Raw genomic sequence first — 21229 nt, forward strand, 5'->3', positions numbered from 1 at the left:
ATGTTAGAAGTAAAAAATTTAAATGTCCACTATGGTGTCATTCACGCATTAAAAGACGTATCCTTAACTGTAAAGGAAGAGGAAATTGTTTCCTTGATTGGCGCAAATGGTGCAGGAAAGACGACACTACTTCAATCCATTAGTGGGTTGCTGAAAAAGACAAGTGGTGATATCATGTTCTTAGGAAAGTCACTGAATAAAACGAGTGCAAAAGCTATTGTAAAAGAAGGAATCACTCAGGTTCCGGAAGGAAGACATATTTTTCCCGGAATGAGCGTATATGAAAATCTGATTATGGGAGCTTATCTTCGTAAGGATAAAGATGGTATAAAAGCTGACCTAGAGGATATCTATCGTAGATTTCCGATTCTTGAGAAACGTATGAATCAGGATGCAAGTACCTTATCCGGTGGTGAGCAACAGATGCTTGCAATGGGTAGAGCTTTGATGGCTCGTCCAAAGATTCTTTTATTGGATGAACCAAGTATGGGGCTTGCGCCTATTCTGGTAAAGGAGATTTTCAATATCATTCAGGATATCAATGATAAAGGAACTACAGTATTATTGGTAGAACAAAATGCACGTATGGCACTTTCTATCGCAACACGTGCTTATGTCATGGAAACCGGAAAAATAGTGATGAGTGGTACCGGAAAAGAGCTTGCGGAAAGCGAAGAAATTCAGAAGGCGTACTTAGGAGGATAAAACCATGTATGTAAGAAACAGAATGACGAAAAATCCTATTTGTATTGGTGTAAACAATAAGATTAGTGAAGTCGTCGATATCATGAATGAAAAAAAACTACACCGTATTCCCGTTGTAAACGGAAAGAAACTTGTCGGTTTGGTAACAGAAGGCATGATTTCCAAAAATGGTGCTACCAAGGCAACTAGCCTTAGCATTTATGAATTGAATTATTTATTAAGTAAAACAACAGTGGATGCTATCATGATCCGTAATGTGATCACAGTTCACGAGAATGCATTTTTGGAAGATGCCGCATTGTTAATGTACAAACATGATATCGGATGTCTTCCTGTAGTAAATGATGATAATGATGTCGTTGGAATTTTAACAAGCAATGATGTATTAAGTTCTTTCTTAGATATTCTTGGATATCGAGAAAAAGGAAGCAGAGTATGCATTGAAGTCAAAGATGAATTAGGAACCATCGGTAATCTTTCTGAAATCTTTGTGAGAAATGATTGTAATATCACGCATTTAGGTGTTTATTCTCAGCATAATGGTTTTGCGGATATGATCATTCGTATCGATACGTTCCAAACAGATGCTTTGGAACGTGATCTTGAGGCCAATGGATATAAGGTATTAAGTATTACAAAAAATCCAAATTAAATTAAAAAAACGTGTTTACTTTTCAAAAATAAACACGTTTTTATTATTTTCTGGTCGCATGATAGTTGTGTGAGAAATCAAAAGCGCTGGCTGGAACGGGTCTACTGTAATAATAACCTTGAATATACGTACAACCCAACTCTTTTAAAATTTCCATTTGTTCTTTTGTTTCTACACCCTCAGCTACATTGTAAATATCCAGTTTCTTACATAAACCAATGATACTTTCTAAGATCATACGTGAATTGTCATTTCCAACAAGGTAATCGATCAATCCCTTATCGAATTTCAAGGTATGGAATACGATATCAGATAAGATGGCAATGTTGCTGTATTTTGTCCCGAAATCATCTAATGCCAAATGATAACCTGCTGACTTGATACTTTTACACATTGTGATGATCGTGTTTCGTTCTATTTCTCCCATGTTTTCCGTGATTTCAATTTCAATGAGATCATGTTCTAACCCAAGGGGATCGATAATTTCATTCATATGTTGAACCAATTGATTACTTAATAAGGTAACTCTGGAGAAATTTAAGGAAATCGGAATCAACGTGATTCCTTTTTTCTTCCACTGTACCAATAATTGACAAACTTGTTCAAAGATAAAGAAATCGAGATAATGAACAAGCCCCATTCGTTCTAAAAGTGGTATGAATTTTGTTGGACTTACCAAGCCGTGGGTATCATCTTGATAACGTATCAATGCTTCTGCTCCTATAACGAGATCATTGTTACTGTCTACTTTCTGTTGTAGATACATAACGAATTTGCCGTTTTCTAAGGCAACTCGTAGTCCTTTCATAGTATCATTTAACCTATTCTTATAATCATCTTGTGGAGAAGTATTATAATAGATTTGTTTATCTAAAAAGCGTTGTTCCTCTGCATTACGTATGAGATTATCTAATGAAATTTGTTTCTCTGCCCATGAAGATCCGACTGCAGCATAAGGAAAGCTGAGAATACTTTGTTTGAAGCCAGATACTTTCTTTTGGAATGCTTCATAAGAGATGTTTTCCATAATGATAAGAAATTCATCACTTGATATGCGATATATATGATGCTCTTGAAAGCTTTCTTTTAATTTATTTGCTAATGTACAGACAAGATGATCTCCTTGATTCATACCATAGGTGTTATTAAAGCTTTTCAATCCATTGATATCGATAGATAAAACACCCAATGATATTAGAATATCTTCTTTGATATTCTTTTGATATTGACGAAAGCTATCTCGATTTAAAACACCGGTTAATGAATCGTACTGAAGGATCGTTGCTTTCGTATTTTGTAAAGAAAGTTTCATAAGCTCTAACGCTAAAACATTGCCTAAGATCTGAAATAACGATAGCTGTTCTATATGTTGTGTAGCGTTTTCCATACAGAGAAGGCCTATTTGCACGTCATGGTCTAGTAAGGACATAGCAGTAAAACTTGTAAGTGGGTCTTTAAAGTTATGATTCGTTGGTCTTATCATAAAGAGATCATGTGAACTTGTCCATGTATGAGCATTGCTATGTGTTTGTTTCTTCAAATAATCTAAATGAAGTAACTCACGATGAGGCTTGAAGGCTGTCTTTTGTTGAGCAACAACTTCATAGAAGGTTTGATCATCAAGTAAGCTGGAAAGATAAACACGATCAGCCTCATAATAGGTTTGAATTTCTTTTAAAGCTTGTAAAATGCCTTGATTTCCAAAGGAAGAAGCAATGCTTAATAATACAGTATCTAGCCCTCTTTCTTCTTTTTTTAGATGCAAAGGTTGGATGGAGGCATCTTGATAAATAATGCTTTGGTTTGTCTTTGAATATTTTGCTTGCTGTAATGCGGATTTTGCTTTCTCATACAAGTCAAGATAAGTATGAGGTTGTTCTTCCATAGAAATACCACAATAAATATGGAATTCGTAGTTGGTATCTAACTGTAAGGAACTACAAATGAAACGTCTGATTTCTTCTGCTTTTTGTTGAAGATTTTCAAAATCAAAATTACCGTAAAGGAATACCGCATATTCATCTGCATATAAGCGACCTATAAAGGCATCTTTTGAAAATGCAATCAATAAGTGAGCCGCAAGCTCTTTTTGTAAAAGATCGATTTGATGATGATGTAATAATTCCATTTCCTTCATGGATGCGACTTGAAATAACATTAAGGCACATGGCGTTTTTGTAGAAGGATGGCTTAATGCTGCTTGGCACATTTGTTCGAATGTACGTTTATCATAGAGGTGTGTGATTGGATCTTTCACGACTTTATTCTCAATCAGTTGTTCCATTCTTTTATTATCTTCCATATCCTGAAGGATACCGATCAAATAAAGGTCACTGCCTTTGGCATCTATCATCAATTTGCTAATGGCACGGCACCAATACAATTTGCCATTTACATCTTTACGGCGAAAATCACAGGTTAAGAATGTTTCCTTTCTATAAAATGCTTCTAAAATAGCTTTTCTATTCATGACCTTATCAAATCTTAGAATATCTTCTTTACTAGCAATAAATTGTGTATGTAGCTCTAATAACTCATCATAAGTAATATGCTTTTGGATGGGAACTTGATTTCCTTTGATAGAAACTACATGATTTTTTGTGAGATTACATTGAAAACTGGCAATTTGATCTTTGTTTTGTGCCAATTGATATTGGAGCTCTTGTAGATATTGTTTTTGAATATGTTTTTCTCTAGTGACATCTTCACCTACTGCTACAGCAATACTTGGCAAACCGTTTTGATCATACAACATTTGATATTTGATTCTTTCCCAATGCCAGCTGTTATCATCTTGACCTTTGATTAAAATATCACGTTGAATGTTAGGGATGCCTTCTTTTAGTTTTTGATATAATTCTTTGATCGTTTCTACACTGGATGAGTGAACCCATCCTTGATCGATCAAGGATTGAGGAATATCATGGACGATAAAATCTTGTAAAGTGTTTTTATGATAACTGCTTAATTTTAAACTGCTTTCTTTGATGTTGTATTCCCAAACATTGATATGCATTTGATTTAAAGCGGTGCGATAAACCATTTCTTTATGACTAACTTCTTTTTTTAAGAGATATTCTTTTGTGATATCAAGGATAAAACCATTCATTGTCCATTGGCCATCACGATATTCGAAAGTTCCGTGAAGTGATATCCATTTTGTGTTTCCTTTGGCAGTCACCGCTTTGAATTCTAAAGAAACCAAAGGTTCTTGTTGTGCAAAAGCTTCTGTTAAAGTGTCTTTCACCATGGTAACATCATCTGGATGGATCCGTTTGATACATTGGTCATATTCTTCGGGGCGATGCTTATCCATTTCATAAATTTCAAAGTATTTATCATTACCATATAATAATGAAAATCCTTCATCCATGGCATTGATAAAAGCTCCGCCATTGCTGGCATTTTGATAAATTTGAAGTTGATGATGATAGGATACTTCAGCTGTGATATCCAGATAATTGGAAAGAATGGCTTTTTTATGATCGGAGGTTTCCATCAGTTTGCCTCTATTCCTAACCCAAAAGAAGGAAGCATCTTTTTTTATCAAACGATATTGTAGATCATATTCCCCGGTTGCGTTGATTTGTTCTTGTATTTGTTGTTTTACATTCACTCTATCTTGTTGATAAATGCTATTAATCGTATAACCATGTATAGCTTCTTGGTATTCTTTTTCGTTTTCATAACCAAGTAGTGTCAGGAGATGTTCACTGATAAAATAGAGTGGGAATCCATCTTGAACATAGTAAACAAGCATGTTACCGGGTGCATGTTCCATAAGGAATTGAATGTGTTTTGCTTCTGTTTGCTCGAGTGTGAGTTGTGCTTGTTCTCTTGTCATCAATACATGAATGATGTTACTGATGATGCTTAGGGAATATCTGATTTCTTGTAGACCTGCTCTTTTCTTTTGACAATCCTCATAACAAATAAAGATATGTTTTTGTTCCTCACTTAGGAACGAAGATAAAATAGCAGCTTTCGCTTGTCGCTGTTTTAACCATTGCTTTATCTTAAGGTTTTCAATGGCATCAACATCGTTATAGTCAATGAGTGTATCTTCAAAGAAGTTGATCGTTTTTAAGATATCATGTATATCATCCTGTACTAATTGATAGGAATCATTACGAGCATAGCCATAGCATTTTTTCCCGTTTTCATAGACGGTGATACGATCACAGTCTATGAATTGTTCGATTTTTCTTAATAGAATAGGGATGGCATCCTCGTTTTTAGGATGTGTTAAGACGATTTGTATGATTTCTTCAATGATATGGTCATGAAAGGATTTTTTCATGACAGGTTGTGGTAATTGGTGAAATGGATGTAGCTTTTCATTGAAGAAACAATATTGGTTTTTTCCGTTTTTCTTTGCTTGGTACATAGCAATATCTGCTTTATCAAACAGTGTCATAAAAGTATCTCCATGTTGTGGATACATACTGACACCAATGCTACAGCTGACTGTAAAAGGAGAATTTATAAGGACTTTTTTCTGAAATAAAGTCTGCAGTTGATTGATTTTGTGTCTGAGGTTTTCTTGATCAAGTAAATTAGGAATACAAATGACAAACTCATCACCGCCAAATCTAGCTACAAGGTCATTTGAAAAAATGTTACGTAATCCATCTGCGACTTCCAATAAAGCTTGATCTCCCTCTAAATGTCCCAATGTATCATTGATTTCTTTGAAATCATCAATATCAATTAAAATAAGCGCAAGAGGGGTGGTTTGTATAAATTCATTGAAACGTTTCATAAACTCTTTACGATTGTAAAGACCTGTCAAGGGATCCAGTGTGGCCTCTTTTTGAGAAAGAAGAATAGCTTCTTTTTTCTCATGAGTATCTTTGATAATACCAACGATTTTTAAGATGTTACCGGACTTATCCCGTATGGCGGTCGCACTTGCTTCTACCCAACGATACCCTTGATTTCGATATTTTAACCGATATTCACACATCATGGTATCTGCGCCGTGATGAAGGGACTGAAATGCGATTGCTAACGCAGATTGATCATCTGGATGAATGATCTTTGCTTTCATCATAGCGACTGGAAAGTTATCTGTAGGTACTTGATAGCCAAACTTTTTCTCAAAGTTTTCTGAATAATAAATTTGGTTTGTAATACAGTCTTGTTCAAATACGATATCTTGCGTTTGTGATAAGACGATTTGAAACCGTTTCTCATTGATCGCCAATTTTTCATGAGATGATTTTTCTTCTGAAATGTCATGAAAAATACAATGAAAATGAGGCTTGTGTCCTGAATATACAAGTTGTGCGCTGATCCAAACCCACTTGAGAGAACCATCCTTACAGACCAATCTATTTTCATACATAAAAACCTTATCTGCTTTTACCTGTGCTTCGATTTCTTTCATAATGTTAAGACGTTCTGCTTTATAAATGACCTCAATCAAATGATTCTGAAAAAGGGTCTTGAATTCTTCTTTTGTATAGCCTAAGTATTGAAAAAGCGATTCATCTGCGTACAATAAAGTAAAGTATTTGTCATAACAGCAGTCAAAAACACCGCCTAAAGGAGCTGTTTTATGATCTATGATTTGTGCTTCCATAATGACCTTCCTTCCAATCTCTGTGATTGTCATATCTTTCTTTTTTTATTATACCATTAAACCTGAAGAAACAGCTTTTTTTCACCAATTTTTCTTTTTGATACGTTATTGTAGTTCTTGTATTTGCATTTGGAATGGGTTAGAATAAAATCAGATAAGGTGCTGTGAAAGAAGGTGGAAGTATGGCGAAAAGCTCACAATCCATCCGAGGTAATGTACAAAGTTACCTGAATTCTATCGGAGGATATCCAAGACTAACACATGAAGAGGAAATTGCATATTTTAAAAGAATAGAGGAAGGGGATAAGGACGCAAAAGAATACTTTATCAATTGCAATCTAAAGCTAGTTGTGAATATTGCCAAACAGTATCATCATTATCAAATCCCATTCATGGATTTGATTCAAGAGGGGAATTTAGGATTGATCAGAGCAGTTGAAAAATTCGAATGGCGAAAGGGATTTAAGTTTTCCACTTATGCTACGCAATGGATTCGCCAATATATTACTCGCTATATTTTGGATAAAGAAAAGATCATCCATATTCCGGTCCATGTAGCTGAAAGTGAATTTAAAGTACGAAAAACCATTGATCATTTAATGAAAGAGCTACAAAGAGAACCTACCATCGAAGAGATCGCAAAAGAATGCAATATGAGTTGTACCCAAGTATATGAATTGATGGGCTTTGCTCAAAGTACAGTTTCTATAGATGCGCAGATCGATGATGACAGCGATACTAGTTTAGGTGATATGTTATCGGATGAGGGAACCATGACTCCACAGCAAAATGCTGATAATGTTTATATCAAAGAAACGGTACAAAAATCATTATCGATTTTGAAGGATAGGGAAAAAGATGTGATCATTCGTCGTTATGGACTGAATGGAGAAGCACCTATGACTTTAGAGGATATCGGAAAAATATATGGCATAACCAGAGAGCGTGTTCGTCAGATCGAAAGCAAAGCAATGCGTAAACTCGGGAATAAGAGTGTAAAGGAAGGACTAAAAGATTTTTATTATCATGATAATTAGCATAAGGAAAAATGACTGTTTTACTAGAACATTGTATATTTCCCAGGAAATAAAAAAGGTCGATTATGACCTTTTTTCGTGACATGCATCACTTAATTCCTTGATAAAACATCCTACATCTTGTGGAGTCTTATGTTTTGTTGTGATTTCTTCGATCCTTCTGACGATTGCACTTCCCACAATGATTCCATCAGCGTAAGATTTCATTTCTCTGATTTGTTCTGGGGTGGATATTCCAAATCCCAAAGCTTTAGGTGTTGTGCTATAGTGATTAAGCTCCTCAATGAATGCTTTTAGATTCGTATGAAATTCTGTGCGTTCTCCCGTGACACCTGTGGAGGTGACGCAATATAGGAAGCCTTTGCTATCCTTGACGATACTTTCTTTTCTTTGATCGGATACCGGTGTTACCAAAGAGATGATAATGATACCCAATTCTTCAGCATAAGGTAAAATTTCATCCCGATGCTCATAAGGAAGATCGGGTATGATCAAACCATCGATCCCGGCTTGTTGACAGGTGTTTAAGAACTTTTCTATACCATAGGAGAATATTTGATTAAAATACAATAAATACAATAATGGGATTTCACTTTTTTTACGATATTCTTTTACCATATTCATAACATCATCTGTTGTGATATGGTGTGATAAGGCACGCAAATTCGCTGCTTGAATGGTAGGACCTTCCGCAATAGGATCAGAGAAAGGTACCCCGATTTCAATGATATCACACCCATTTGTTTCCATTTGAGTTAAGCATTCCATACAAGTAGATAAATCTGGATCACCAGCTGTAAGAAAACCAATCAATGCGGTTTTATCCTCTTTCTTTAGCTGTTGCATACGATAGTCGATTCTATTCATTGATTTCCACCTCCAAAAATTCCGCAATACTTTTTACATCTTTATCGCCTCTTCCCGATAGAGTGACTGCAATGATGTTGTCTTTAGGTAGTGTTGGCGCAAGTTTCATTGCGTAAGCCAATGCATGAGAGCTTTCTATGGCAGGGATGATCCCTTCTGTTTTGGTTAAATATAAAAAGGCAGCTACAGCTTCTTTGTCTGTAATAGGTACATATTCTGCACGTTTACTATCATGAAGATAGGCATGTTCCGGCCCTACTCCGGGATAATCTAACCCTGCGGATATACTATATACATCCATGATCTGACCAAAAGAATCTTGTAGAAATAAAGATTTCATTCCATGAAGGACACCGATACTTCCTTTGGTCATGGTAGCGGCGTGAAATGAGGTATCTACCCCTTTTCCTGCTGCTTCACATCCAATCAAATGAACCTCTTCGTTTGGAATAAAATCATAAAAACTTCCCATGGCATTACTGCCACCACCAATACATGCAATTACATAATCCGGTAATCTACCTTCCTTTTCCAAACATTGACGTTTTGTTTCTTCTGAAATGATCTTTTGAAAATCACGTACGATCATAGGATAAGGATGAGGTCCCACAGTAGATCCTAATACATAGAAGGTATCTTCACAGCGTTGTGCCCATGCTCTCATTGCTTCGCTGGTAGCATCTTTTAAGGTACCTGTGCCATTGGTTACCTTATGCACCTTTGCTCCTAATAGCTCCATTTTAAAGACATTCAAAGCTTGTCGTCTAATGTCCTCTTCGCCCATGAATACTTCACATTCCATGTTGAACAAAGCCGCAGCGGTAGCACTTGCAACACCATGCTGCCCAGCCCCTGTTTCCGCAATGATCTTAGTTTTTCCCATATGTTTCGCAAGCAAGACTTGTCCTAAAACATTATTGATTTTATGTGCACCGGTGTGATTGAGATCTTCTCGCTTTAAATAGATCTTCGCTCCACCTAAATCCTCGCTCATCTTTTTTGCTTCATACAATAGGGATGGTCTTCCTGCATATTCCTTTAAATAATAGGATAATTCTTCTTGAAAACAAGCATCTTCTTTCAGCCTTGCATAAGCTGCGTCTAATTCCTCTAAAGCTACCATAAGTGTTTCCGGTGCATATTGTCCGCCAAATGCTCCATACATACCTTTTTTCATATTCTAACCTCCTGTATGATTCTTTTTATTTTTTCTTTATCTTTGACTCCATCGGTTTCTACACCACTTGATACATCAATGGCATAAGGGTGATAAGCTAAGATGCGTTTGATATTCATCGCATCGATACCGCCTGATAAGATCAAAGAGGTGGTATCTATCTGCTTCAACAATGCATCATCGATACATTTTCCACTTCCACCATAGACATCTTTTTGAAAGCTATCTAATAAAAAGCGATCTGGGTGAAGTTGTTTTAGCTGTTGGAAATCATCCACTTCCGCAATACGTAATGCTTTCCATACTTCACAACCGGTATGCGCCTTGATATCATCGATATCCTTTTGTGTTTCTTCACCATGAAGCTGTATGACATGAAGTTTTGTTACTTTTGCGATTTCACAGATCTTTTGTACATCTTCATTCACAAAGACACCGACACATTGACTGTAAGTTGTTTTGGATATCAGATCCTTTGCTTGAGAAATGGTTACTTGACGTTTACTTGGCGCAAAGACAAAACCAATGTATTCGGGCTTGAGTTGATTGATCGCATCGATTTCACTAGCACGGGTCAAACCGCAAATCTTAATACGTACCATAACGCAATGTTTGTAGGTGCTGTGTAACATTATCACAGCGCATAAAACTTTCCCCGATCAATACAGCATCAGCTCCGGCCGCTGCTACTAATTTCATATCATCGTGGGTAAAGATACCACTTTCTGCGACAATAGAGATCGTATCCGGTATCAGTTTCGCAAGGCGTTTTGTCGTATCCAACGATACCTCAAAGGTTTTTAAGTTTCGATTATTGATTCCGATGATATCCGGTTGAAGTTTTAATGCTCGTTTCAATTCTTCCTCATTATGCACTTCAACGATACATTCTAAATAAAGCATTCTTGCCATTTGATAAAATGTAGCAAGTTGTTCATCACTTAGCATTGCGACGATCAATAGGATCATGTCTGCGCCATATTGTTTACTTTGAGTGATTTCTCGTGCATCCATGATGAAATCCTTTCGCAGGATCGGAACATGTGTATAAGCCTTTGCCAGCTTGATATTTTCTAATGCCCCCTGAAAGAAATGTTCTTCTGTTAATATAGACATAGCATCGATTCCTGCGGTAGTATACTCTTTGGCAAACTTTTCTACATCAAATGTTTCCACAATGACACCTTTGCTAGGACTTGCTTTTTTGATTTCTCCAATTACATACAAGGAATCCTTTTCTTTCATCGCATGTGCAATGGGGCCTTTATGCTTTGGCATAGAGCGAAGAAAGCCTTGTTCTAATGTTTCTTTTTTCTTTTCTATGATAGTGTCTAAGATCATAAGCGTACCTCTTCATTGGAAAGATGCTTGAATAATTCAAACTTGTGTAACGCTGCCTTAGAATCAAGGCTTTCTTTTGCTAAGGTTAGACCATCCTGTATGGTATCCACTCTTCGATGTGCATACAGTGCCAATGCACTGTTCAATAAAACCGCATCTCTTTTCGGACCGGTTTCTCCTTGTAAGATATTTAGAAAAATTCTTGCATTCTCATGACTGTCACCACCAACCAATTCTTCCAGTTGGCAAGATTTCATACCGAAATCTTCCGGTCGTATGGTATATGAGATGATTTGATCTTGCTTGATTTCGGTAATATAGGTAGGACCTGTCATAGATACTTCATCCATACCACTATCTCCATGTACCACCATCGCATGTGGTACGCAAAGTTCTTGATAAACACGAATCATGATATCAGCCATTTCTTTATTATAAGCACCGATGACATACGTATCAGGATGTGCTGGATTGGTCAATGGTCCTAAGATATTGAACATGGTCTTGATACCAAGTTCTTTTCGAATCGGCCCTACATGGCGCATACTTTGGTGATATACTTGAGCAAAGAGAAAGGTGATTCCTACTTTGTCCAGTAAATAGCTTGCTTTTTCCGGTGGAATGGAAATATTCACATCTAATGCCTCTAGCGTATCTGCACTACCGCTTTTACTGGATACTCCACGATTTCCATGTTTTGCGATTGGGATACCGGCACCACATAAGACAAATGCTGAGGTTGTGGAAATGTTGAAGGTATTCAAACAATCTCCACCGGTACCTACGATATCCAAAACACCTTCCTTATGTGTCGGCAAAGGGGTTGCCTTATTGACCATGACACTTGCACCTGCCGCAATTTCAATAGGACTTTCTTTCTTCATTCTCATACCGACAAGAAAGGCACTTACTTGCTCCTTACTGGCTTTTCCTTCCATGATGATATCCATAGCATTCATCATTTCTTCCTTACTTAAATCCTGACATTCACTGATCTTTTTAATATATTTTTTTAACATTGTTTTGCTCTCCTTATGAAATTTGATAACATTGTTTGACCATTTGGGGTCAATAAGCTTTCAGGGTGAAATTGTACACCGTAAACAGGATAGTTTTGATGCTGTATTGCCATTACTTCACCTTCCATGCTCAGTGCGGTAATTTCTAATGGTGAAATCACATCTTCTACGATCAAAGAATGATAACGTCCGACAATGATATGTTCCTTTAACCCATCAAATAATACACAATTCTTTATGATTTGAACTGTGCTACGTTCTCCATGCATCATGTTCTTCGCATGAGCAATGTTGGCTTGAAATACCTCACAGATCGCTTGATGTCCAAGGCAAATACCCAACATGGGAATGCTTGTATGATATGCTTGAATGATTGCTTCCATATTACCGGCATTAGAAGGATGTCCGGGACCTGGAGAAAACAGGATTGCTTCCGGTTGAAGCATCATGATATCCTCAACGGTAATTTCATCATTTCGTTTGACTATGATATCTGAGTCGATTGCTCCGACATATTGTACAAGATTGTACGTAAAGGAATCATAATTGTCTATGATGAGGATCATAATGTTACCTCCATTCCTAACGCACTTAACAAGGATGCGGCCTTTTGCATCGTTTCTTGATATTCCTTATCAGGGTCACTATCCTTAACGATGCCGGCTCCAGCTTGCATATAAACTTTTTGATTATGAAAGAGGAAGGTACGAATGGTGATACAAGTATCAAATTGTTGATTAAAACCAATAAAACCAATGGCTCCTCCATATACTTCACGTCTGGTATTTTCCAATTCATCAATCAATTGCATCGCTCTTATTTTAGGCGCTCCACTTAGGGTTCCCGCTGGCAATACGGAAGCAAATGCATCAAAGGCAGAGCATCCATCTTTTAATTCGCCATGAACTTCACTGGTCATATGCATGACATGAGAATAACGTTCGATATGTTTTAAATGACGAACCTTGACTGAATGGAATTTAGCAACCTTGCCAATATCATTTCGACCAAGATCTACCAACATCATATGTTCTGCATTTTCTTTGGGGTCGTTCTTTAAATCTTCCATAAACAAAGCATCTTCTTGTTCATTTTTTCCTCTTTTTCTCGTACCGGCAATGGGCATCGTTTTGATATGATCACCTCTTGCCTGTAATAATAATTCAGGAGATGCTCCTGCAATCACATAGGAATCAAAATCAAGATAGTACATATAAGGAGACGCTTTCAGTTTACGAAGATTTGCATAGGCTTTCAAAGGATCATCTTCATACGTTGTTTCTAATCGTTGGCTTAATACGATTTGGAAGATATCTCCTGCATAGATATGATCCTTTGCTTGTTTGACCATTGTTTGAAAGCTTTCTCTTGTTTGAGAACTTTGAAGGGTTCTTTCAAGTTGTGTAGGTACCGCATGAAAGTGTGTGATCGTCTGATATTGTTTCATCATTTCATCAATGCGCTCACAATGTGCTTCATAGGTAGTAAGACAGTGTTCGGCATCCGCATTGACAATAAAATAGGTTTGTTTGCGTTCATGATCAATGACGATCAATTCCTTTACAAAACCAAATTGCATCAAAGGAAGATTTAGCTTATTTTTGTCACTATCCTCTAATTGTTCATAAAGGCGGATCACATCGTAATTGAAATGTCCGATGGCACCTCCTGTAAATACAGGAATGTCAGGATAAATGGGACTTTGTTTCTTTAATAGTTTCTCTAATTGTTTCATTGGATGTCCAAGATATTCTGTTTTATGGTGATCTTGGATAAGATAGCTTTTTTCACCATCACTGATAAATCTGTCATTACATGGTAATGCAATGATGGAATAGCGACCCTGGTAGGTCTGTACGCCACTTTCTAACAAAAAGGAATACTTCCCACGAAATGTATGATAAATATCTAATACATCTGTTCCATCATAGGGAATACTTGAATAGATTGGGATTACTTCATATTGTTTCTGTAAGATACGCAAACTGGCGATATCCGGATGATACATCATTCTTATGCTCCTTTCTAAAGTAAGGCGGCTAAAGAATCAGTTGCACCATCGTCTGGGTATTATGGAAAAGCATCTCACATGTTTTGTTTTCATTTTTCATACGTCCTTTCTATCAGGAGGTATAAGAGTGGTCTTTGATATAAAAAAAGATTCCACGTCCATATCATAGGACGAAGAATCTGCTTCGTTTAGCCACCTATCTGTGTAATTACTACACTCTTATACAAACACCATCATGTCTGTTTCCTTTGATAACGCTGGAATTGCGTCACAAGCTAATGACCATTGTGTTCGCCTGCGCTTCTATCAGGTCCATTCACATTTTTCTATCCGCTGAATTTCCACCATCATCAGCTCTCTATCGAATAGGGTAGAAATGCTACTCCTCCTGAATTCTTGAATTTGATTGGTTTGATTATAAATCGTTCCATATCATATGTCAATGGTCTTTCACACATTTTTCATTAATTTTCAATTCTGTTTACAATTCTTTTACATTATTTATGAGTTGTTTTCATATGGTATATCTAAAACATCAAGTTTTGGGATTCCATATCATAAGTGATTGCAAAAATATAAAATAAGCATAATAGTATCAAACAGCAAATCAGATATCCCAAATTCAGTAAAAAACCATATAGTAGAACGTAGAAAAGAATCAAAGAAGGAGGTAAGATAAAGGTGATCACAAATAAGAGGGAAGTAACTTCCATCAAGAAAAAGAAATCATAAAGCAACATATCCGATAAGATAGAAGCGATTCCTTTTCCTTTGTATAAATTAGTTTTCACAAGTTGAAATAAAAAGTATAGAGACAGCAGCAGAAATAAGATGATGGAAAAAACAGTCATTGATTTCATATACATTTGAAACACGATATCATTATGATCGATGAAGGTACTATGAAATAACGCCAGTATGAATGCTATGGTAATACTGACATGTAGCAATACAAGCCGCTTATTGTCGGTATTCTTCATATGTTTCATAAGGTACATCCATTACAGAGTCTTTTGCCCAGTAACTTACATTACTGATATTCAAAATCAAGAAACAAATCATAACATAGTAAGTCATCTTCAATAGGGTATGTTTACTTGATTCTGTTTGAAAAAAGAGAATGAGAAACAAACCGAATAAAACGATAATGAACCAACAAGCGTAAATACGAAGATAGGTCAAGGCTTGATAGGCATAAATATAAAGAATCATTTTTGTCATCGCACTGATGATCAGTAGTAATGTTTCGATGATCAACAACTTTTCCATACGTACAAAGGATTTGCTTTTGCCATTTCCGGTCAATCGAACAAAACCTATGACAGAAAGATTGATGGTGGAGATCATACAAAGCTCAAAGAATCCTCGTCTGGCAAAATCAGAGAAAGAGAATAATTCCTTAGATAATGAAAGGGAAGATAAAATACTTTGAAAGCTTGCGATAAGGAATAGGAAATAGGTGATGACCAAAACCGTTTCCAGTGCGGTGTAAATCATCGTTGGAATCATTGCCAGTTGTTCACGTCTATGGTATTCTTTTTCTTTATCATATAAGGGAGTGTCTTTGTTTTTCATATTACCATAGCTCATGGAAAGATAATATAGGAAGATCGGTATGGTACATAATAAGGTACGACATAGCTCATTGATAAAAGCTTGATTGATTTGTATGTTTGATAAATAGGAAGAAAAGGTAGCGTCAGCACTCGATAACAGAGGTAAAATGATGAGAAGGAGTGGAAGCGACAATACACAACCAATCCCTATTTTTATCAGGTTTTTTCTGTTGGCGATACTAGTTGATGAAGCTTGAGCAAACGAACACATCGATTTCAAATAATGAAAAGGTGCATGTATGGTCGCATGTAACAGATCAATCAAAATGAAATTACTTGGCTTATCCTGGATACGATGATGTCCACAGCCAAGAAACCAATAAGCAAGTAGGATATTGACGAAAAGGAAATTGAGCGCTTTGAGAAAATCATGTCCTTGATAAATGATATTCGGAAGAATATCTATCAAAAGGAATAGCCAAAGATACCGATCTTGTTTTTGAACACCATCATGGCATAGAAATTGATACAAGAGTGCTATGATGAGAAGAGATACCATGAGTATGGCGCTGAATCGATCCTCATGAAAGAAAGAAGTTCCATGAGCCATGAGGATGGAAATCAATAACAAAGCAATGATAAAGATACGATGATAGCTGGTCGATTGTTTTTTGGGTACACTTAAAACAACATCTGTTTTGATGCTTTTTTTCAACATAAGATTGTCCTCTTTTCTTTAATCCTTTATATATTCTAAAATGTCACTTGGCTGGCAATCCAATGCTTCACAGATTGCTTCCAATGTGGAAAAACGAATGGCTTTCGCTTTGTTGTTTTTTAGGATGGAAAGATTCGCATTGGTAATACCGATCTTTTGTGCTAATTCACCTGCGGATATTTTCCGCTTTGCCATCATGACATCCAAATTTACAATGATACTCATGATAAAAGCCTCCTCTAAATGGTAAAATCATTTTCTTCTTTCAATGTAATGGCTGCTTCCATGATGTTTTTCACAACTCTTACGATCAAAGCGATAAAAGCAAAAGCGATAGATACCAGAATAAACGGTGCATATCCGATTGCCGCTATCAAGGTGATGACGCCTACTGCGATACAGAGCCATGAAATCTTCCTAAGACATGTTACATTTTCCTGTGTGAAAATGTAATCTTTTCGTATGTTACAAAGTAATTGATGTAAATCATTTAGCAAGAAAATCGCAACGGATAAACAACAATATAGGGTAATCAATATCGTTTGAAAAGCTTTGATGGCACCATTGTAGTCCACATAGGCTTGTACGATAAAATAGCCAAATATGGTGAACAATACCCATAAAACAAAGAAAATACGAATTGCCCATAGGGATAGTTGTAGAGAATAGTCTTTATTCCACATGAGAAACACCTCCTTTGATATCTTTAGTTTATCATTGATAATCATGAAAATCAATATAAATTTATCGTTATTCGATAAATTTATATCATAAAACAAAATAAGAGAACATCATAAAGTGTTTATCATAGGATAAAGATGCAAAAACATCTAAGGTTCTTTAGGCTATTTTTTCTTGTCTGAACTTGATATAATGATACGTAAGAAAAGGAGTACATCATGGAAAAAGAAAAAAGTCTGTTATTTTCTCAATCACCGTTATGCCCCATTGCGGCTGATGTGATCAGTGATGGAGAAAGCATCTATCTTTACTTATATGATTTAGATTTTGAAACGCAACGTTTGATTGCACATTGTGCATGTTGGGTGAAAAATTTGATGGAAGCACCTTTGGTGTTTGATGAGAAAAAAATTCAAGGGAATGGGCAACCTGCCTTACCTGTTGCATATTGTGATGAAATGGATCTAGAGGAGTGGAAGGAAGAAGACTTAGAAATTGTTTGGAATCCTGCAGGAGATATGGCAGGCCTATATCATCAAGGGGATCTAGTTTGTGTGCTTCCTTATTCGAAAAAAGAAAATGGTTGTGGCTTTGCGAAATATGCCAAGGAAAACAGTGTCGTTGCTTGGAAAATGGCAGAGGGCGCTTTGTTTATTCCACAAATCGAAGCAGGTAAAACCTTCTGGTCGCAAGAATTCAATTTGACATGGAAGGAATATAACACATCTTATTTTGAAGATCTGGTTTCAATGTTTCAAAAGGCGAATCAATGCTTTGATCTGCATAAGGATGAATTCCCGACAAGATTACTTGTGACCTTTGAAGGAAATGAGCGATGCTATGGCGCAACCATTGGCTGTGGAATGTTTTTTATGCCACAGGCTCATGAATGTTATGAGGATTGGCAAAAAGAAGGAAAAGGGGAATTTATCTTCTGTTATCGTCCTGGCAGTTTGACAAATGAGGAATTGATGGAGGTTTATTCTCAGATTGCCGGTTTATGTGAAGTACCATGGCATACCATCAGTTGTATCGGACATGGGCATACCCTAGATATGAAGCTTAAGGATCATCATCATGCGATGATCATCGATGATGACTTTATGAAAGAGCCACTATCGTTTCGTATCAAGAAGCAAGGGGTGCATATGCTATGGATCATAGCAATCACAGACAAAGAATTTGAGGATGCTCATGATGTAAATAAGCGTGAAGCTTTGATTCAACAATTGATTGAAGATCGTCGTTATGAATTATAAAACAAGGAGGCAACTATGAAAACAATTGGATTTATCGGATGTGGAAACATGGGAAAAGCCATGGTAGAAGGAATTATGAAAGCAGATTTGGTGGATGGAGATCATATGATCGTCAGTAATGCTCATCCAGAAAAGTTAAAAGAGCTGTCTGAAATTTATGACTGTTATATTTCAGATAATGAGAGTGTTGCGAAAAACAGTGATATCATTTTTTTGGCAATCAAACCATATATGTATCAAACCGTGATCGATCAAATAAAGGATCTGATCAAAGAGGATGCATTGATCGTAAATATTGCAGCCGGAGTCTCAAATAAAGATGTGATCGATATGTTTGAAAAAACAGTGAAAACGGTAAAAGCAATGCCTAATACACCGGCAATGGTCAAGGAAGCGATGAGTGCTTTGGCTTTTGGTCCCGGTTGTAAGGAAGAAGATAAACAAGATATCAAAGAAATATTTGAAAGCTTTGGACAATGTAGAGAAGTAGAAGAACGATTAATGGATGCAGTTACGGTCGTATCTGGGTCATCTCCTGCATATTTATTTATGATATTAGAAGCTATGGCAGATGGAGCTGTGATGCAAGGAATGCAAAGAAGTGATGCTTATATATTTGCGGCTCAGGCGATGATCGGTAGTGCAAAAATGCTATTAGAAACAGGGAAACATCCGGGTGAACTAAAAGATATGGTATGTTCACCGGCAGGGACTACCATTGAAGCAGTAGCGAAAATGGAGGAAATGGGACTTCGTAGTGCTTTGATCGAAGGCATGCGTGCCTGCGCAAATCGAAGTAAGGAAATGAGCAAGAAATGAATATAGCATCAAGTGATCTTATCTCTATCCTGATCGCTATGGTATGGCTTATCATCGGAATCATTGTGTTATGGTATGCCAATCATATCACAACACGTGATAAACGGTTTGCTAAGGTTTTATCCTTTTGGGGCCTTTCCTTATTGGTGAATGCTGCCTTATCCGTTTATATTCCTGATGCTACGATGGCTTTGATCCTATGTGGCATGATATTTATCATAGGATGTATATGCGTGATGGTGGTAAAATTGAAAAAATGAGAAAAGGAAGGCGTATGCCTTCCTTTTTCCATCATCAAACATTTGGATGTTTGGCATATTGTCGATACACATGTTCTAAAAACAACATGGTATCGGCTTGTTTTTCTACCATATCACTATTTGGTAGATAGCGGAAAAAATCTACAAGGATGGTACCGAAACTAAGTTCATTCAATAGAAAACTGGAACCATCGGCATCGATCCCATAGCGAAAGATGATTCTGTTTTCACTATAAACAGAAATAGAAAGATCTTGATGAAAGGAAAACTTATCATTGATCATATAAGCATGATAACTTCCTTTTTTCTGCTCGGTGATGAGTGCTTTCAAGACAAGCAAACGTTCTTCCATCGTAAAAGGCTTATAAAGGTGATGAGGTACTTCTGATATCCTTCCGGTATCCATGAGTCGATATAAGCCTGCTTTGGTAAAGAAAATGATCAATTGATCATGATCGTGAACCATTTCCAAATATTTTTTTAACATGTCCATCATGATAGTATCTTGTTTGATTTCTTTTTTTAATTTGTTTAAGGTTAGTTCCACAGGGAATAAAGGAAGGATACAAGGCTCTTGCATAAATGAATACACTGTATCAGTGGAAGGTGTTTTGCTTAGTTCTTGAAGATAAGGCATTAAAATTTCGGCAGGTTGTTGATATTGGCGTATGATAGGGATCGATATCGCCATACGTTTATCGATGAATTCTTGAAACTGATTTAAGATCGAAGGCTCATGATCTATGATTGCTCCTGAAAGATCCTTTTGAATATTGATGACACAATCTTCGGTTAAAAAGACATAAGGATAAGGCGCATAATAGGATTGATCTTCAGCATTGCTGTGGTAATAACACATCGGATGATAATCGCATCCACATAAAAGCATAGGTGTGATGCTCTCACATAAACGAATATTAAACTGTAATTGTTTTGGCGAAGTTAGCTCTGCGGATTGAAAACAAAGCAAGTGTGTAAAACGAACATCAGATCTACCATACAAAGCGCTGGCAATAAAATCATAGATACTGGGATCGGCATCTTGCATCAGTAAATAGACCTTTGGATCCTTGCTGACTTTGACTCTGCCTAACGCACTGGAAATGCATTGAATCAAAGAAAATCGATCATGAACACAATAGGTGTCTTTTTTCGGCTGGCTTTCAATTTCCAACTTTAACATCGGAGATTCTATATGACTTCTAACCTGTAGATGCTCAATGAAAGATTTAACGATCATATGTTGATAATAATGCTCTTTTCCGATTTTCTCAATATTGTATAAACTCATCAGATCTTCTTGTTGTCGTAAGGAAAGCATCATGTAAGGGAGTACCTTTTCAAAAAAAGTTTCATCGGAAGGTAATCTTGCCCCTGTCATGATTTTTTGAAGAAGTGTTCGATGAATACCACTTTGCCTTGCCAACAAAGAAACGTTGATATGGTTCGTATGAATACATTCTTTGAAGTAGTTAGAAAATTCGCTCATAAATAACCCCGCTTTCTTATCGTTATTATAACAAAGATTGAAAGAAAGTGACAG

The 21229-nt window shown here is 36.5% G+C and carries 19 protein-coding genes; 6 read left to right on the forward strand and 13 right to left on the reverse strand.

The features are described 5' to 3' along the window. Together UGRO018_RS00230 and UGRO018_RS00235 are read left to right on the forward strand one after the other, a co-directional pair. Positions 1 to 705, forward strand: a complete 705-nt coding sequence (locus tag UGRO018_RS00230; protein ID WP_416324435.1) for an ABC transporter ATP-binding protein — start codon at positions 1 to 3, stop codon at positions 703 to 705. 4 nt (positions 706 to 709) lie between these two features. After that, positions 710 to 1357 (forward strand): CBS and ACT domain-containing protein, encoded by a 648-nt coding sequence (locus UGRO018_RS00235; RefSeq protein WP_416324436.1) that lies wholly within the window; start codon positions 710 to 712, stop codon positions 1355 to 1357. Positions 1358 to 1400: 43 nt separating this feature from the next. On the opposite strand, the gene UGRO018_RS00240 is transcribed toward UGRO018_RS00235, so the two are convergent. After that, positions 1401 to 6941: a diguanylate cyclase domain-containing protein gene (locus UGRO018_RS00240; RefSeq protein WP_416324437.1), complete on the reverse strand. Its 5541-nt coding sequence runs from the start codon at positions 6939 to 6941 to the stop codon at positions 1401 to 1403. A gap of 182 nt (positions 6942 to 7123) precedes the next feature. Here UGRO018_RS00240 and UGRO018_RS00245 point away from each other — a divergent pair, with 182 nt between their 5' ends. After that, positions 7124 to 7978, forward strand: a complete 855-nt coding sequence (locus UGRO018_RS00245) for a sigma-70 family RNA polymerase sigma factor (RefSeq protein WP_416324438.1) — start codon at positions 7124 to 7126, stop codon at positions 7976 to 7978. A 63-nt stretch (positions 7979 to 8041) separates the two neighbouring features. On the opposite strand, the gene trpA is transcribed toward UGRO018_RS00245, so the two are convergent. The 11 genes from trpA to UGRO018_RS00300 all read right to left on the reverse strand — a co-directional run bounded on the left by trpA (position 8042) and on the right by UGRO018_RS00300 (position 17350). Further along, entirely contained in the window at positions 8042 to 8845 is an 804-nt protein-coding gene (trpA, locus tag UGRO018_RS00250; RefSeq protein WP_416324439.1) for a tryptophan synthase subunit alpha, read from the reverse strand. Then, positions 8838 to 10022, reverse strand: coding sequence for a tryptophan synthase subunit beta (gene trpB, locus UGRO018_RS00255; protein ID WP_416324440.1), 1185 nt, complete (start codon positions 10020 to 10022; stop codon positions 8838 to 8840). The genes trpA and trpB overlap by 8 nt, the downstream gene beginning before the upstream one ends. Next, on the reverse strand, positions 10019 to 10624 hold the full coding sequence (locus UGRO018_RS00260; RefSeq protein ID WP_416324441.1) for a phosphoribosylanthranilate isomerase: 606 nt from the start codon (positions 10622 to 10624) through the stop codon (positions 10019 to 10021). The genes trpB and UGRO018_RS00260 overlap by 4 nt, the downstream gene beginning before the upstream one ends. Then, entirely contained in the window at positions 10611 to 11363 is a 753-nt protein-coding gene (gene trpC / locus UGRO018_RS00265; RefSeq protein WP_416324442.1) for an indole-3-glycerol phosphate synthase TrpC, read from the reverse strand. The genes UGRO018_RS00260 and trpC overlap by 14 nt, the downstream gene beginning before the upstream one ends. After that, on the reverse strand, positions 11360 to 12382 hold the full coding sequence (trpD, locus tag UGRO018_RS00270) for an anthranilate phosphoribosyltransferase (RefSeq protein ID WP_416324443.1): 1023 nt from the start codon (positions 12380 to 12382) through the stop codon (positions 11360 to 11362). The genes trpC and trpD overlap by 4 nt, the downstream gene beginning before the upstream one ends. Continuing rightward, positions 12376 to 12948 (reverse strand): anthranilate synthase component II, encoded by a 573-nt coding sequence (locus UGRO018_RS00275; protein WP_416324444.1) that lies wholly within the window; start codon positions 12946 to 12948, stop codon positions 12376 to 12378. Before UGRO018_RS00275 ends, trpD begins: the two co-directional genes overlap by 7 nt. After that, on the reverse strand, positions 12945 to 14393 hold the full coding sequence (gene trpE / locus UGRO018_RS00280) for an anthranilate synthase component I (RefSeq protein ID WP_416324445.1): 1449 nt from the start codon (positions 14391 to 14393) through the stop codon (positions 12945 to 12947). The genes UGRO018_RS00275 and trpE overlap by 4 nt, the downstream gene beginning before the upstream one ends. Before the next feature lie 527 nt (positions 14394 to 14920). Further along, positions 14921 to 15382 carry a hypothetical protein gene (locus UGRO018_RS00285; protein WP_416324446.1) on the reverse strand — a complete coding sequence of 154 codons (462 nt, stop codon included), beginning with the start codon at positions 15380 to 15382 and terminating at the stop codon, positions 14921 to 14923. Further along, entirely contained in the window at positions 15354 to 16667 is a 1314-nt protein-coding gene (locus UGRO018_RS00290; protein ID WP_416324447.1) for a DUF4153 domain-containing protein, read from the reverse strand. The genes UGRO018_RS00285 and UGRO018_RS00290 overlap by 29 nt, the downstream gene beginning before the upstream one ends. An 18-nt stretch (positions 16668 to 16685) precedes the next feature. Continuing rightward, positions 16686 to 16892 carry a helix-turn-helix domain-containing protein gene (locus UGRO018_RS00295; protein ID WP_416324448.1) on the reverse strand — a complete coding sequence of 69 codons (207 nt, stop codon included), beginning with the start codon at positions 16890 to 16892 and terminating at the stop codon, positions 16686 to 16688. A 14-nt stretch (positions 16893 to 16906) separates the two neighbouring features. After that, on the reverse strand, positions 16907 to 17350 hold the full coding sequence (locus UGRO018_RS00300; protein ID WP_416324449.1) for a DUF2975 domain-containing protein: 444 nt from the start codon (positions 17348 to 17350) through the stop codon (positions 16907 to 16909). Between the two features lie 216 nt (positions 17351 to 17566). Here UGRO018_RS00300 and UGRO018_RS00305 point away from each other — a divergent pair, with 216 nt between their 5' ends. Genes UGRO018_RS00305 through UGRO018_RS00315 form a run of 3 tightly spaced genes read left to right on the forward strand, consistent with a single transcriptional unit; the run spans position 17567 to position 19686 of the window. Beyond that, complete coding sequence (locus UGRO018_RS00305; protein ID WP_416324450.1) at positions 17567 to 18607, forward strand: suppressor of fused domain protein; 1041 nt, start codon at positions 17567 to 17569, stop codon at positions 18605 to 18607. Between the two features lie 15 nt (positions 18608 to 18622). Continuing rightward, positions 18623 to 19426, forward strand: a complete 804-nt coding sequence (gene proC, locus UGRO018_RS00310; RefSeq protein WP_416324451.1) for a pyrroline-5-carboxylate reductase — start codon at positions 18623 to 18625, stop codon at positions 19424 to 19426. Beyond that, complete coding sequence (locus UGRO018_RS00315) at positions 19423 to 19686, forward strand: hypothetical protein (protein WP_416324452.1); 264 nt, start codon at positions 19423 to 19425, stop codon at positions 19684 to 19686. The genes proC and UGRO018_RS00315 overlap by 4 nt, the downstream gene beginning before the upstream one ends. A 34-nt stretch (positions 19687 to 19720) precedes the next feature. Here UGRO018_RS00315 and UGRO018_RS00320 read toward each other — a convergent pair whose 3' ends face one another. Beyond that, positions 19721 to 21175, reverse strand: coding sequence for a hypothetical protein (locus UGRO018_RS00320; RefSeq protein ID WP_416324453.1), 1455 nt, complete (start codon positions 21173 to 21175; stop codon positions 19721 to 19723). Positions 21176 to 21229: the final 54 nt, after the last annotated feature.

It is taken from the genome of Hoskinsella mucinilytica (genome assembly GCF_045223415.1).
Classification (GTDB): Bacteria; Bacillota_I; Bacilli_A; order Erysipelotrichales; family Erysipelotrichaceae; genus Hoskinsella; species Hoskinsella mucinilytica.